This window comes from Paenibacillus sp. J22P143 (genome assembly GCF_059692035.1).
In genome coordinates, this window is the sequence record NZ_JCAUAQ010000001.1 from 132,330 (window position 1) to 147,460 (window position 15,131).

The window sequence follows — 15,131 nt, forward strand, 5'->3', positions numbered from 1 at the left end:
ATCCCTCTCTTATTGGTTCATCATGAGTAACGCGGGCGCGGCGACAATCACCATCACCACAACAAAAATTAACACCATCGGGAAAACTAACTTGGAAGATGCTTCCTCCCCTAAAGTTCGCGAGACACTCTTCCTGCGTTGCCAGAGCTCTAGCGAAAGTGCATGCAGGGCAATGACAAAGTCATTACCGCCTCTTTTATAGTTCAGACTAAGCGTTGACGTAAATAATGACACTTCATGTAACGCGCATCGCTTACTGAAATCTTCTAATACCTTCGTGAAGGAGATGTTCATCTCCAGCTCATGCACAGCAACAAGTAATTCTTTAAAAAGCGGAGAATCCGTCATATGCGGCTTGGCCTGAACACAACGTATCCACGCACGGTTAACGGTTTCACCCGCATTCACTAAAAGCACAATTGTGCTCAGAAACTCAGGCAGCTCTAGGATCATTCTTTGCTGCTTTTTGCGAATTTTGGTATCCAAATCCCGAACCATCATCAACGGAGTACCCATCGCAGCAACTACACCAAGAGCTAGCAATGAGCTATCTTCTCCAGCAAAAATGGCTAGTAAAGTAACGATGAAAAGGCACAACGTCCCGGCAGAAATCAACTCGGCTACGAACCACTTGCTGCCTTGTGAGGACAAGCTCCTTCCGTACAAGGTCATACATTTATGATGGATTTTAGACGTGAAATCAGGGAACCGCTCCAACAATTGAAGCTTATCGATCACAAAATAACTGTGGGGTAAGAGCATTTTCAACCGAAACGGGTAGGTGTTCATTGGAAGCTGTGCCCCGTATTTCTTACGTCCAATTACTTGTAATGCCATGAAGAAAACAATTTGTGCCAAACCTAATAGCCACATCCACATGCTACACCTTAATATTCATTATTTTTTGAGTGAGTACGTAACAGGAACCTAGTAACAATAAGCAAATGGTCATGATGAGGATCCCACTCCCTTTGTAAAGTGGAACCATATAATCGGGTGAAGAAAAGGCCAATACAGCAACAATGAGGATGGGGGCAACAACGAGCACTCTCGATTCAAAACGCTTTTGTGCAATCATGACCGAAATTTCCTGGGTTATTTCTAGCTTCTCAGCGATAACCGTTGCTGTTCGCTTCATCACTTCAACTAAATTACCTCCCGTACGCTTACAGGTCAGAAAAACGTCAGTAAAGCTCTGAATATCTTCTAAATGGCTTCGATCTGCAAAATGTTTAAGCGCTGCCTCAATCGGTTCGCCATTATCAACCTTCCGGCAAATCATGCCGAACTCAACGACGATCAAACAGGCCGGATCAGGATACAGCAGCTTCAAATCTTCCCAAGCCTCTCGAAATGCCGATTCAATGGATTTCCCCACTGTCATGGATGAAGAAAGACAGCTGAGCGCTTGCTTAAATTGCACATGCAGCATATTTTTGCGTTTTTGGATTAATTGCTGACGACGAAAGCGAGGAAACAGAAAGCCCGTAGAAGCTAAAGCAGTGGCGAGGATGATCTGTTGATAGAAAATATAACCGATCATGAATGCCGGTATTGCTAGCATCAGAATAGCGGCAATTCTCTCTTTGGAGGACAATGGATACTGGTTGTAATCGATGTAAGGAATTATTGGAAGGATGGCCGTTGACTTGGGTTTAGAGGGGCTTTCATTTGATTTGCGAGGTGATTTGCGGCGTTCAAGATACAGTAGGATCATCCAACTTCCTCCGCCAATCAGAATAATCAACAACCACACGCTCATATGGCCTCACACCCAACTGCAACACGTGTAAACCAATTAGGCAGCTGTTTGCCCGCCATTTGAAGCTTGTGCATATTGGCAAGAGCTTGTCCCGTGTACCTTAATGCTCCTAGGATCTTACCATCTTGCGTCTCCCCGCTCTCCTCAAAGAGAAAAAGCGGCTGCAAGTGGACTTCGCCATCCTTCAAGCCAACAACTTGATGAATTTCTGTCACCTTACGTGAACGATCTCGCATACGGGAAATATGCACGATTACATCTAGGGCAGAGGCAATCTGTTTACGAATCACTTCAACAGGAAGCGGCGCTGCACTCAGTACCATCGTCTCTAGTCTGCTGAGCATATCCAGTGAGGTGTTCGCGTGGCCGGTGCTTAAGCTTCCATCATGTCCGGTATTCATCGCCGCAAGCATATCCAACGCCTCGGCACCACGCACCTCGCCGACGATAATGCGATTGGGACGCATTCGCAGGGAAGATCGAATCAATTCTCGCATCGTAATAGCCCCCTTCCCTTCGGTATTCGCATTTCTCGTTTCCATCCGGACCAGATTAGGTACAGATTGGATCTGAAGCTCTGCTGAATCTTCGATTGTAATCACACGTTCATGATCAGGAATCCAAGAACTCAACGCATTGAGAAACGTCGTCTTACCTGACCCTGTTCCGCCTCCAACAAACATATTGAATCCCGCTTCAACCATCATCCGCAGCATTTCTGCGGCATCCTCCGAAATGCTGCCCAATCGGATCAAATCCGACATATCCATTGGCTTGGCAGGAAATTTACGGATGGTTATGGTAGGACCGCTAAGCGAGGCAGGTGGAAGCACGATATTTACGCGAGAGCCATCTTTCAATCGCGCATCCACAATGGGTGTGGCTTGGTTGACGATACGATTGACTTTGGAAACGATCATTTGAATAAGATCCTCAAGCTTCTCAGAACTTTCTAGCTCGTATGGGTATCGTTCAACCGCACCCATTCGTTCAAAGAAAATATAGGTATGTCCATTCACCATGATCTCTGTCACAGTAGGGTCATCAATTAGCGGCTGAAGAATATCTAATCCTCGAAAGCTATCAAATATGCGTTTGACTCCGGCCTGCATTTCGCTCGAAGTCCAACCCTGTTTACTCGCCGCACGGAAGATTGTTTCTTCGATATGCCCCCATAACTGAGCGTCACTTACCTCATGTGAGAGATCAAGATTTTCTTTAATCTCCCGCTTTAATTCGTTAAACAGCTCTTGATTCAAAGTAAGAAGCAGCTCCTTCTTTTGCAGGTACAGCATGTTCATTGAGAATAGCTTTCAGCATGCTGTACACCTGTTCCGAAAAAATATCTGATTGCCACACTTGCTCTGCCGAACTCATCATCTTCCACTCTGGAATATAGGGGAGATGAAATGCTATTTTTTTACCTAGAAAATCGAAAGCATTCGTTTGACTGCCCCTAAAGCTCGTCATGACAAAATGAATATGCGGATACGCACTCATTTGCTTAAATAGTGATTTCGTTTTGAACGCATCATTCCAATCATCTCGAACAAGCCAAATGATCTTGTCGCTAAGTTCTAAGCTCCTTACAATTCTTGGATGAACGGACGATTCGAGATCAACGATGATTGTGTCGTAGACTGATAAGTCAATGATCGACGCTATGAGCTGCTTGACTTGATCACCTTTCATCTCCTGCATCTCTCGCATTTGCTCATGAGGTGTCAAATAATCGAACCGATGAGTAGCATCATGCGATTTTAAGAGCGCGAGCTTCTGCCCTATCGACTCAGGCGAGACTTTTAAATAATATAGAAGCTGCGATACTCTCCCCGAGTCTCCTTGCAGCCATTGCGAAGCTACACTCACCGACTCCAAGCTCAGATACAAGACACGTTCCCCACGAAATGCTAGCTGCTTTGCCAAATGTACAGCTGTCGTCGATTTCCCACTATTTCCACTACTACTGTAGACGGATATCACGCGTGTTCGATTGGCATGAATCGGACGATTTCCGCTTGAAATACCCTCTGCATATTGAGCTTGAATGAGTGTTAACAGCTGAAATAGGGGTTGATAACGGAATAAGAACGGAAGTAGTGTTTCTGGTGCATTAGAATTCATGATGTTTTCACTTAAAATCATCTTGACCAACGAAGTGCGATGCTGCTGCAATTCCGGGTAATACGCTTCAGATAACAACAAGACACCTTCGATGCTCGTATCCGCTAACACCTGTACTAAGATCTCTACTTGTGTGAAGAGCTTAACTTGTATGCATTCAGCAAACTCCGTCGCCCGAATGAATAGGACTAATCGCTCGGCATAAGCCATGTCATCATCTAAGACATACAGTTGAAGTTTACTCAATTCGGATTCTCCTCCTTCATTCTTGAAACTAACCAGCGAACCTCATATAAATACCACTGCCAATAAGTACACAACTCATAACGGCGATTACAATCGCCACGCGAGTCGTTGTTTCTGCTCTCATTCTTCCCCTCCTGTCTTTTCTCGGAATAGCAAAAAAAGCACGCGCTGACAATAGAGAATATTTCTCTACAATCAGCGGTGCTTCCGCTTGTCCGAATTTCAATTACCTAAATTGTACCACAATTCCCTAATAAATCAATCCCTTTATTCCCACGGGTACTTCATCGTGAAGAAGCTAGCCAGCTTCTTACTCTCCACACGGCGAATACGTCTCATCTCTGCGCGATGCGGTGCGGATTCGTGAAGCTTTATCTCCTCTTCGGTTTCTGGTATAACATCCGGCACTTCGACAGGCACTTTATTCTCATCCAAGGCAACAAAAGTAAGGAAAGAGGTCGCTGCAATTTTCCTTGAACCTGACTTCAGATCCTCGGTAACAACCTTGACGAAAACCTCCATCGAGCTTTTGCCTGTCCAAGTCACGAAAGACTCTAAGCAGACAGAGTCCGACGTGTGTATAGGTGACAAAAAGTCAACCGAATCCGTAGAAGCCGTCACGACCGACCTCCGACAATGCTTATGCGCCGCAATAGAAGCAATATCATCAATATAGGACATCAGTTTTCCGCCAAAAAGTGTATTATGATTGTTCACATCAGTTGGAAAAATACGCGATGTTTTGAAACATCTGGATTCTCTCGAATATCGCTGCTCCATAGCTGTTTCCCCCTCGTTTTCTCTAATAAAATATGACTCATCATACCATACTTTTTACTATTTTTGGTTATCGCTTAATAATACCACTAACCACGTTTCATGAAACGAGCAAAAATCGATTTGCTGGGTCGCCGTGCGAATTGCTTGATGCTTTCGTGGGGGAGAATCTCACTGAGGAATGGTTTCAGGGCTTCGTAAAACATGTTCAGGTATTGTGGCTGATCCTGGATGCAATCACCCTTCCAAACAGCTTGCATCACTTCTGATCTAAGAATTTGCGGTATGGTACACAGCGGTGCAGACGGGAGTGCGTCATGCCACTCTCTTTGGAAATGAGGAGGTAACGCCCCATTTGCAATGTAATGCACCTTTTTACCTCGCTGCTTGTAGGATTCGAATTGCTCCATCAGCTTGCGCGAGCTGGGGCGGTCACACTTCCCTGGCGAGCTATCCACAATGACGACAATGTCTTCGGCACTAAAACAAAGTTCTTGTACCGCAGGATGCTCCCACTGCGTCGATACGTCCCACAGGACGATCGGCTTCTTGATCAGGTGCATAAGCTTAAAAGCGTGGAAAGCTTGCCAAGTGCCTTGAAAGCCATCAGGGTGAATGGGCGCCCAGGTAGTAAACCCGTTGATCCAAGGTGTAGCGTAAGTGGAAGATGGGTCACTAATGTGCTCGGAGGGAAAGTTGTATGGGGTCGGGGCATTACGTTCTCCGTATAGAAGCATATACAAATCAGGTTCAATCGTCGGTTGCTCGACAAGCGCGTTGGGAATTTGGAGTGCATGTAAGATTCTGGCTAATGTTATCGCGGTGAATGTCGCACCTACTCCTGCGAATAATCCGCCAATGACAATTAACTTATCGCTCATAGTAGATGGGAGTGATGTGCGTTGAGGCTGTGAGTCTGTAACGAGCAGATTGCCTTCGGGGTATAGGGAACGAAGTCTCAGCTTCACTTCTAATGCGGTTTGATAACGGTTCGAGGGTAGATCTTGCAGTAGAAAATGAATCGTGGTACATAGGGCTTCTGGAATCCCTTCTTTTCGCAGTTCCAAAGGCTTGGCTTTGCTATAAGCATAGTGACCACCGGACAATAAGTAATACAGCATGGAGCCCAGTGTGTAAAGATCTGTACGGGCATCCGTTTGGAGTCCCAAATATTGTTCCGGAGCAGCGAATCCTATCGTCCCCATTTGCATGGTATCGGAAGCTTGTCCTTGTTTAAATTGTCTAGCCACGCCGAAATCGATTAATCGGACTTGATTGTGTTGGTTGAGCATGACGTTGGAAGGCTTGAGATCGCGGTAAATGATGGGTCGAGGCTGGAACGTGTGCAAGTAGTTGAAAATATCGAGCAACTGAAAAGCAATATCAACAATTTGCGTAATGGGCAGATCACGATGATTCTTTTCAAACAAATCCTGCAACGTCGGCCCCTCGATATAGTCCATGACCAGGTAGCCTTTCCCATCTTCTGTTATAAAATAATCCACTAATTGGGGGAGCTGTGCGTGCTGGAGCTTGGCAAGCATTTCCGCTTCCTCCATGAAGAAAGCCTTGTCGGCATCTGTGCACAAACACTCCTTCACTGCCCAGCGCTTCCCCTTCAGCTTGTTATCTTCTGCGAGATACACCTGACTCATGCCGCCTTGTCCTAGTATGGACACGAGCTGGTATCTCCCTCCTACAATTTCCCCTTGCCATGGTATTTGCTTCACAATACTTAAAAACCCCCCTCTTATCTCAAGCCATATTGCTCTTGATTATAAGGGAGGGTTATTGGAAAATCTAGCTATTTTTCACATTTTATATTTTTTGCAAATATAGCGTGATTTCTTCTCGATTGTGAAACAACTGCTTCGCTTTCAAGAGGAAGAGTGAATCTTCGAAAATGTGCAGGATATCACGAACCGTTTGGAACGGTTTCTTATGCATAAGCTTCACAGTGATGATGGCCGTACCGCCACTTTGCAAAGAGAAGAGCAAATCTGCCACGAGGCGTCCCATCTGCCGCGGATCCCAGCTCATATCACAGACAAGTAAATCAAACTCATTCTCACGCAGCTTAACATCACCTGCATTTTTCTTCAGGAAAGTCAGCAAAGGATTACCTAATAGTCGTGGGTTCATTGCAGCTGGGTCAATCGCTGTTACTTTCAAACCGCGTTCTAGCAGCAAAGATGTCCATCCGCCAGGTGCAGCCCCAATATCAATCGCTTTGCGAGCTACACTGAAATCAATGCCGAAACGCTGCTCTGCTTCCAACAGCTTAAATTTGGCGCGTGAAATTTGATCTTCTTCCTTCATGAAGCGGATCGCACCGCCTGACCAGTCCGATAAGTTGTCCTGTGGCTTCGATATGCCGATATATAGCTTTTTGGCGCTAATATACACCGAAATAATGTGGTCCGCATAACGGACAACCGGCTCGCCTCCGCATTCAGATACGAGGATTTCATCGAATGCGGCCTTAATAGTATACGGCGCATACGAAACATCTGCACGCTCTTCTTTACGAATTTGCGTGGTAATTTTCTCGCCAAAAGCAAACAAGCCAGTGGCATAGGCTTCACGAAGCCACGCCGTCAAATGCACAATATCTGCATCCGTGCTACTAAGCTCCCATTCTTGATGAACAGGTTGAACATGTCGTAAAAAGATAGGTTCATTCTCTTGCAGGGTTGGAATTACGTCTGCAGAATCATCTGGAACTTGGAAATAAAAAACTTCCGTTGGCACCAATAATGTAAATTTCGTTAATGGAAATAACTTACGTAGTTCATCTTGTGCATATTGAGCGAACCCATGATTCGAGGTTCCAATATAGGTCGTTAATTGTGTCATAGCCGCATCCTTTAAGTAATCTACGTTCATTTTAGCTAGCTTGCTGCATAAGCCTAGTTGTTTTCAATAACCTTGATCCACGGACGATCTTGGAACCACTCCAATGAAACATCAATTCCGAAAGCTTTTTGAATATTCTCTGGCGTTAATACGTCTTCTTTACGTCCTGAAGCAATCAATTCCCCTTGCTCGATAATCGCAACATGCGTAAATAAAGGCATGATTTCTTCGATGTGATGGGTAACATAAACGACTGTTATATCTTGTTTACTAAGCTTATTTACATCAGATAGAAACCGTTCTCTCTCAAATAAATCTAGACCAGCGGCAGGCTCGTCCATAATGAGGATCGACGGCTTACTCATTAAGGAACGTGCAAGCATAACCTTCTTGCGTTCACCTTGTGAAAGACTGCCTAGTGGTTGGCCCGCAAGATGAGGGATCCGAACACGTTCCAACATTTCTAGTGCCCGGTCCTTCACTTCCTGAGGGATTTCTTCATAAAATCGAAGATACGCATACTCGCCCGTTGCCACGACTTCGATAACAAGGTCAATCAAATTCAATTTTTCAAAGAGTGATTGAGAAATATAGCCAATTTTCTTCCGAACTTCCCTAACATCAACCTGACCAAACCGATTGCCAAGGACATCAACCGTACCACGGCTCGGAAATTCATAGCCATTCATCATTTCAAGCAATGTCGTTTTACCTGAACCATTTCGGCCCAGCAATACCCAGTGTTCACCGGATTCGATATGTACATTCACATCATTTAAAATATGGCGTTCGCCCCGAATAAAATGAATACCGGATAAATGAATCATAAGATCGTTCCTCTCACATTACGTTTTACTTGGATAGGTCCCTTGTGCAACCCCCATCAATACTTCATCTGGCATTCGATGCGCATAAAGCCCCATTCCCTCAGGCTTGACAGCATACAGCATCTGGTACATCTGTGTGCATGCCGAAGGACTGGATGTATGAATATAAATCGTTCTTGGAAATTTGCGCTGCTGATTCAACCAAATGACAACATCCATGCCTGTTTGCTTGGACATCCAACCCAAATCGTGATCCAAGGATAAGATGTCGACCTCACATTCCTGAAGCAAAGTGATACATTCTTTGGCATCTTTAGCTAAGGTAAATCCTTGGGGACAAGGACGCGAATCATCTAAGTATACATGAATCATCCTCACATTTCCTTTCCAGCAACGAATTTACGAGCGCAATCTCTTCCCGATGTGTGCCATCAGGCCCAAAACCAGTCTCAAGAACGATAGGAATGTCTTGTAAAAAGGGCGATGCTAATAGGCTTTGGAAATTCGCAATGCCGATATGACCCTTGCCAATGTTGGCATGCCGATCACGGCGTGATCCTAAAGGATACACCGAATCATTCAGATGAACAGCCTTCAAATGAGGCAGATAATCTAGCTGATTCCCCTTTGACTCCAGCTCAAACCAATCAGAGCCTCGCCAAAGTTGGCTTGCATAAGCATGACAAGTATCTAGGCAAAAGCCAATCTTCTCCGGTGAATCGCAAAGCTTTCGAACCTGCGCCATTTCTTCCATGGTCAGTCCTAATTGCGACCCTTCTCCTGCTTGATTTTCTAGCAAAATGAAAGAAGATCCCGTATACCCCTCCGTAGCGCTATTCAAACATTGTATTATATTTTTGTAGCCTTGTAACGGGTCTTTTCCAGTATATTTCCCAAAATGCACCACAAGTCCAACAGAACCGCATGCATTTGTAATGTCCAGGCCATTTTTCAGTAAGTTAACCATGATTTCACGTTCAGCCTCATCCACAGCGGGATTTAGTGCATAGGGCGCATGTCCAATCGAAAGAATGCCATGTTCCTTACACAATTGGTCGCACGCGCTCGCGTCTTTGTGATTTACAGCTTTCGTAGCCAGAGTACGAGGGTTCATCGGAAAGTATTGAAAGGCATTTGCACCAAGGGAAAGAGCGGTTTTGGCTGCATTCAGATAACCGCCTCGCGTACTTATGTGGGCTCCGATAAACATGTTCAACCCGACCTTTCACTTCTGACAATGGGTACAGTAAAAGCATTTACGGCTTGAGACTTCCGTTTGAATAATAGGACTCCCACATTTAAAACATGGCTCATCTTTGCGATCATACACACGACATCTCGGATTATATTGACCGGTTAATCGATCTCCCGCGAATAAGGGTTCCTCCATGTAGCCGCCGACTTGAATGGCTTCTCGTAACAGAGCTTGCATGGCTTGGTATAGCTGAGATTGCTCATTTTCAGTGAGAGAAGGTACTTTTCGCAGAGGAAGGACGCCCGCTTCAAAGCAAATTTCATCCGAATAACAATTCCCAATGCCTGAAAGAAATCCTTGATCAACAAGCGTCACTTTGAGGTTACTTTTCTTGGTTCGCAGGACGTTCCGGAATTGGACTAAGCTTAATTGGAGCGGTTCCGGTCCTAACTTACGCAAGAGGGCATCGATCTCCTTCGAAGTGTGAAGGTGCAAATAACCTAATCGTAAACCAATAAAAGATAGGCTGTGTACACCCAAATGGATCTCCACCTGAATCGTTCGGTCGGGTTGCTCTTCTTGTGTCCCATAGAACATCCAACCGCCTAACATGAGATGCAACAACAGTATTTCACCGGAGGCCAAATGAAACAGTAAGTGCTTTGCTCTACGCTCAATCTGAACAATTCGATTGCCGATAAGCTTATGAGCAAACTCATTGGGGTCTATATTCAAGGATTTCGGACGTGTTACATCGACACTCGTTATCGGTACTCCAATGATCAATCGCGTCAACTGCTGACGATACGTTTCCATTTCCGGAAGCTCAGGCACGAGAATCGCTCCTTGCCATTTTTATACCTTGTATAACCAAATGGCAAGGAGCGTAAACCTTTCGTCGATGCCTGAACTGATAACACGCAATCAATGCGGTTAGCCACACATATACTTAGCACATTCCGAAGCTATTCTCGGCGAGATAATCGAATTTTTCGAGTATCTCGGACCATTCCTTTACTTTCTCGGCGAGTTGCTCGAATTTTTCGAGTATCTCGGACCATTCCTTTGCTTTCTCGGTGAGTTACTCGAATTTTTCGAGTATCTCGGACCATTCCTTTGCTTTCTCGGTGAGTTACTCGAATTTTTCGAGTATCTCGGACCATTCCTTTGCTGTCTCGGCGAGTTGCTCGAATTTTTCGAGTATCTCGGACCATTCCTTTGCTTCCTCGGTGAGTTACTCGAATTTTTCGAGTAACTCTGACCATTCCTTTGCTTTCTCGGCGAGTTGCTAGAATTTTTCGAGTATCCCGGACCATTCCTTTGCTTTCTCGGTGAGTTACTCGAATTTTTCGAGTATCTCGGACTATTCCTTTGCTTTCTCGGTGAGTTACTAGAATTTTTCGAGTAACTCAGCACGAATTGCTTCCTCCGGCAACCAAAAGTTCAATTTAATCCAGCTAGTCAACCAAATCTGTTCCAACAGTTGCGAATAAGCAGGTAATATCGAACTAACGCAACTTTAAGCCCCTCCAGAGATATGTACACTGCATTAAAATAAGCTTTCACTAATGTAAATGGGCTTTAGTACTTTCTTGCTCCGTCTCGCACTGGAAGTTTTATTTACTTTTACAGGATACCCAACATCTCTTTTACTCAAATTCGACTCATTTTTTCGCATTTTCTGCTTCAAACGTGCAATCCGCTTCTCCCAAGCTTCTTCAATTTCGTTAATCTTCCGATCGCCACGATGAAGAGCACGTCGCCGCCAAAGCCTTGCCCATGCCTCTTCTGCATAAAAGACCGCTTGATTCAGATCCTTCTCACGGTGTTCGTAGTACATCGCAAGTTCCAAATACGGCTCCAACTGCAATGAAATGCTGGCAGGTTTGAATAGGATAGCTTGCTTCCACAGCTCGATTGCACGCGCATACTGACCACATTTCTTATAGTATCCCGCTAATTGAAGTAAGGCTATTTCTTGTTCAGCCGCCTGTATAGCCGCTACGTTATTCAGTAGCTTAGCGTATAAAGCATTCAAATATCGTTCAGCCTTGACAGGTCTTTCCATTTTATCAAGCCAAAGTCCAGTTCGGAACAGTTCTTCGGGGTCTAGGTTAGGATCTAAACTGGGGTCGAGTGTGGGATCGAGATTAAAATTAAGAGCCAGATCGTTACGTGAGACGATGTCGACTTCTTCGTCTTGTACGGGATGAAGGGCCACATCTGGACGCAGCAATCTGCCAAAATGGATCGTTAAAGCAGCCAAAGTCACGATATCATGCTCATTATGAATGAATACACCTTGGAGGACAGCAGGATCCTTCTCCGCCAAATATTGAAAATACAGCGCAGGCGCCATCGATCCAGGTACGTCATCGACTCGCTCAAAGCCAAGACGGCTCTCCTCCACCTTGCTCAATCGACAGGAGGGCAGCGTATTGCGCCACAGACTTCGTGACGGATAGAGTAGATCAAGCTGTAACAGTTCTGAGTCGTCCAAGGTGAGACGATTCAGAACAAAGCGATTTTTGAGAATCGGCCAATCGAACGTGCGGCCGTTATAGGAGACGATATGCGTATATCGTCCTAACAGTTCTTGCAGGTACACCAGCATCGCATGCTCCTCTGCTGGATTGCGAATCATGAGCTGTTCAACCGTGAACAGCTCGCCGGTGTAGTACCCGATGCCGACCATGAACGGCACGTTACCAGCACCGACGCCGAGTCCGGTTGTCTCGGTATCGAAGAAGAGCAGCTCTTCGAGCCGGACGACGGCGTCCTGCTCGTGAAAGCAGGACAGCTGCGCAGCAACATCGGCGAGCTCACGCAGCCGATACTTGCCGTGCACGCTGTCCGCGCCGTACTCGCGGCGCCGCATGACGAACGAGCCCGCGGGGCTCGTCGCAATATGGGCGCCGAGCTGCGCCCACTCGCCCCCTGCCTCCGGCGGGGGCGGCGGTGTTACCCCAGCCGCAGCGGGTCCCCGCAGGCGGCCGAGCCTTTCGCGGAGCCCGCTCATCGGGCACCGCCTTCGAGCTCAGCGAGCAGCTCCAGCGCGAGCTTCTTGCCGAGCAGGCCGACCTCTTCGATCGGCCCGACACAGGCCGGGCAGCCGCTGATGCAGCCGCAGCTCTTAATCAGGCTGCGCGCCTGATCCATCAGTTGTCCGTGGACCTCGTACAGCCGATCACTAAGACCAACGCCGCCAGGGTAGCGGTCATAGAAAAACACCGTCGGCAGCTTGCTATGCACCGCCTTCACTTGCGGAACGACCCGAATATCCATCGGGTCGCACATCAAATACAGCGGCGCCAGATGCGCTAGTACATTGGCAATGCCAAGCAGCGCATGCTGCATGTTATTAGCCGAACGTCCTGCCGCCATCGCCTCGTCAAAAGTGAACCAATAGGAGCTCGTATGCAGCTCCTCTTCTGGCAAGCGAATCGGCCCCGAGCCGATATTCTCATGCGTACGCAGACGGATTTTCTTGAAAATCGTAGGCTGCGCATTCACAGTTACCTCACCAAGTTGGCGCAAGAGGCCACCTACGCGCCCCTCTCGATTCACATGCAGCACCTTGAGCTGAACGGCCATACTGGCATCGGTAAAGTAATCGACGTTCACTTGTCTCACGAACGCTTTCTTCTCTTCATAATCCAACTTTTCCACTTGGAATTGAATGCCTTCATGAATATAAATAGCCTCTTCGTGAATCAAAGTTGGCGCACTGAAACGATCACATTCGCCAATAACGCGATGACCATTCGTCATATCGATAATAACAAAATTCTCTTGCGCCGCAGAGCGCAACGAGATGTTATGAGCTGGGAAGGATTGCTCCATCCAATACCAACGATCATTGACTTGGTGAAGCACCTGCTCCTCTGTTAAATATTCCAGAACATCGGTGAGCGACTCCTCACCGAACTTCTCATTCGCTTCGAATGGCAGCTCATACGCCGCACACTTCACATGATCCACGAGAATAATCAGATTATCTGGATGAATACGCGCCTGTTCTGGTGGACGTTCAAAGAAATACCGCGGATTCTGGATCAAGTATTGATCCAACGGATTGCTGCTCGCGACGAGAATCGTCAGCGACGTCTCCTGCCGCCGTCCGGCACGCCCGGACTGCTGCCAAGTGCTGGCTATCGTGCCGGGATAGCCATTGAGCACGCACGCTTGCAGCTGGCCGATGTCGATGCCCAGCTCCAGCGCGTTCGTGCTCACAACGCCGCGGATTTCCCCGCTGCGTAAGCCTCTTTCGATCTCCCTGCGCAGCTTAGGGAGATACCCGCCGCGGTAACCGCGGATCGATTTGCTGCCCAGCTCGTGACTCACGAGCTCCTGCAGATAGGTCAGCAAGATCTCTACGCTCACGCGGCTCCGTGCAAATACAATCGTCTGGATCCCGCTCCGCAGCAGCGTTCCCGCAAGCTTGCGCGTCTCCAAGACGGAGCTTTTCCGAATTCCGAGCTGTTGATTAACAACAGGCGGGTTATAGAACACAAAGTGCTTCTCGCCTGCCGGAGCACCATTATTATCAATCAGCGTTACGGTTTCACCGATCAATCGTTCAGCATGCTCCTTCGGATTTTCAATTGTGGCCGATGCACAAATAAATTGCGGATTGGAACCATAAAAGCGGCAAATCCGCTTCAACCTGCGAATGACATTGGCTACATGACTGCCAAATACACCTCGATAAGAATGTACTTCATCAATCACGATATAGTTCAAATTCTCGAATAGTTTCACCCATTTGGTGTGATGAGGCAGGATCGCAGAATGGAGCATGTCGGGATTGGTAACGACAATATGTCCCGCATTTCGTATAGCTTGGCGAACTGTTGGCGGCGTATCACCGTCATACGTATGCGTTTTAATATCCACGTCCATAAATGCAATCATTTCCTGAAGTTCAGCCACTTGATCTTGTGCCAACGCTTTGGTAGGAAATAAATAAAGCGCTCGTGAAGCATCGTTTTCTAGAATTTTCTGAACAACCGGTAAATTGTAGCAAAGAGTCTTACCTGATGCCGTCGGAGTAACCGTTACAACGTGTTTCCCTGCGGTAACTTGGCGAAACGATTCCGCTTGATGCGTATATAATTGCCCAATGTTTTTATGTCCAAGTGCTGCACAAATACCCTCATGTAATCCTTCTGGAAAATCAGCCAGCTTCGGATCTCGTGGGGGTATCGTATGCCAATAGGTGACTTGTTCCATGATTTCAGGCGATTTACGCAGCCCGTCAATCATCTCTATCATTGAAGAAACCTTACCTGTGAAAGGATTCATAAACCGAATCTCCTTACCCATTTCGTTTCTTCCATTTTAC

13 protein-coding genes are annotated in these 15,131 nt (G+C 46.6%); all 13 read right to left on the minus strand.

The features are described from left to right. Positions 1-9 precede the first annotated feature (9 nt). Positions 10-873 (minus strand): type II secretion system F family protein, encoded by an 864-nt coding sequence (locus tag AC58PQ_RS00720; protein WP_497240091.1) that lies wholly within the window; start codon positions 871-873, stop codon positions 10-12. A 7-nt stretch (positions 874-880) separates the two neighbouring features. Then, positions 881-1,762 carry a type II secretion system F family protein gene (locus AC58PQ_RS00725; protein WP_497240092.1) on the minus strand — a complete coding sequence of 294 codons (882 nt, stop codon included), beginning with the start codon at positions 1,760-1,762 and terminating at the stop codon, positions 881-883. Further along, the gene (locus AC58PQ_RS00730) at positions 1,759-3,021 is read right to left on the minus strand and encodes a TadA family conjugal transfer-associated ATPase (RefSeq protein WP_497240093.1); all 1,263 of its coding nucleotides are present in this window, start codon (positions 3,019-3,021) and stop codon (positions 1,759-1,761) included. Before AC58PQ_RS00730 ends, AC58PQ_RS00725 begins: the two co-directional genes overlap by 4 nt. Beyond that, the gene (locus tag AC58PQ_RS00735) at positions 3,002-4,132 is read right to left on the minus strand and encodes an AAA family ATPase (RefSeq protein WP_497240094.1); all 1,131 of its coding nucleotides are present in this window, start codon (positions 4,130-4,132) and stop codon (positions 3,002-3,004) included. Before AC58PQ_RS00735 ends, AC58PQ_RS00730 begins: the two co-directional genes overlap by 20 nt. Positions 4,133-4,399: 267 nt before the next feature. Then, positions 4,400-4,912: an acyl-CoA thioesterase gene (locus AC58PQ_RS00740; RefSeq protein ID WP_497240095.1), complete on the minus strand. Its 513-nt coding sequence runs from the start codon at positions 4,910-4,912 to the stop codon at positions 4,400-4,402. A gap of 86 nt (positions 4,913-4,998) precedes the next feature. After that, entirely contained in the window at positions 4,999-6,639 is a 1,641-nt protein-coding gene (locus AC58PQ_RS00745) for a serine/threonine protein kinase (RefSeq protein WP_497240096.1), read from the minus strand. Between the two features lie 88 nt (positions 6,640-6,727). Beyond that, positions 6,728-7,765: an SAM-dependent methyltransferase gene (locus AC58PQ_RS00750; RefSeq protein WP_497240097.1), complete on the minus strand. Its 1,038-nt coding sequence runs from the start codon at positions 7,763-7,765 to the stop codon at positions 6,728-6,730. A gap of 53 nt (positions 7,766-7,818) precedes the next feature. Further along, a complete protein-coding gene (locus AC58PQ_RS00755) occupies positions 7,819-8,592 on the minus strand; it encodes an ABC transporter ATP-binding protein (RefSeq protein WP_497240098.1) in 774 nt (257 codons plus the stop codon). Between the two features lie 18 nt (positions 8,593-8,610). After that, complete coding sequence (locus AC58PQ_RS00760) at positions 8,611-8,964, minus strand: cyclic-phosphate processing receiver domain-containing protein (protein ID WP_497240099.1); 354 nt, start codon at positions 8,962-8,964, stop codon at positions 8,611-8,613. Next, the gene (locus tag AC58PQ_RS00765) at positions 8,942-9,802 is read right to left on the minus strand and encodes a deoxyribonuclease IV (RefSeq protein WP_497240100.1); all 861 of its coding nucleotides are present in this window, start codon (positions 9,800-9,802) and stop codon (positions 8,942-8,944) included. Before AC58PQ_RS00765 ends, AC58PQ_RS00760 begins: the two co-directional genes overlap by 23 nt. 15 nt (positions 9,803-9,817) lie before the next feature. Continuing rightward, positions 9,818-10,621: an Fpg/Nei family DNA glycosylase gene (locus tag AC58PQ_RS00770; protein WP_497240101.1), complete on the minus strand. Its 804-nt coding sequence runs from the start codon at positions 10,619-10,621 to the stop codon at positions 9,818-9,820. 715 nt (positions 10,622-11,336) lie between these two features. Beyond that, complete coding sequence (locus AC58PQ_RS00775; protein WP_497240102.1) at positions 11,337-12,806, minus strand: ribonuclease H-like domain-containing protein; 1,470 nt, start codon at positions 12,804-12,806, stop codon at positions 11,337-11,339. Next, on the minus strand, positions 12,803-15,091 hold the full coding sequence (locus AC58PQ_RS00780; protein ID WP_497240103.1) for a DEAD/DEAH box helicase: 2,289 nt from the start codon (positions 15,089-15,091) through the stop codon (positions 12,803-12,805). Before AC58PQ_RS00780 ends, AC58PQ_RS00775 begins: the two co-directional genes overlap by 4 nt. Positions 15,092-15,131: the final 40 nt, after the last annotated feature.

Excerpts from the sequence above, each read along its gene's own strand:
- AC58PQ_RS00740 (WP_497240095.1), bottom strand. The coding sequence starts at position 4,912 with ATGGAGCAGCGATATTCGAGAGAATCCAGATGTTTCAAAACATCGCGT.
- AC58PQ_RS00755 (WP_497240098.1), bottom strand. The coding sequence starts at position 8,592 with ATGATTCATTTATCCGGTATTCATTTTATTCGGGGCGAACGCCATATT.
- AC58PQ_RS00775 (WP_497240102.1), bottom strand. The coding sequence starts at position 12,806 with ATGAGCGGGCTCCGCGAAAGGCTCGGCCGCCTGCGGGGACCCGCTGCG.
- AC58PQ_RS00760 (WP_497240099.1), bottom strand. The coding sequence starts at position 8,964 with ATGATTCATGTATACTTAGATGATTCGCGTCCTTGTCCCCAAGGATTT.
- AC58PQ_RS00780 (WP_497240103.1), bottom strand. The coding sequence starts at position 15,091 with ATGAATCCTTTCACAGGTAAGGTTTCTTCAATGATAGAGATGATTGAC.
- AC58PQ_RS00765 (WP_497240100.1), bottom strand. The coding sequence starts at position 9,802 with ATGTTTATCGGAGCCCACATAAGTACGCGAGGCGGTTATCTGAATGCA.
- AC58PQ_RS00725 (WP_497240092.1), bottom strand. The coding sequence starts at position 1,762 with ATGAGCGTGTGGTTGTTGATTATTCTGATTGGCGGAGGAAGTTGGATG.
- AC58PQ_RS00720 (WP_497240091.1), bottom strand. The coding sequence starts at position 873 with ATGTGGCTATTAGGTTTGGCACAAATTGTTTTCTTCATGGCATTACAA.
- AC58PQ_RS00750 (WP_497240097.1), bottom strand. The coding sequence starts at position 7,765 with ATGACACAATTAACGACCTATATTGGAACCTCGAATCATGGGTTCGCT.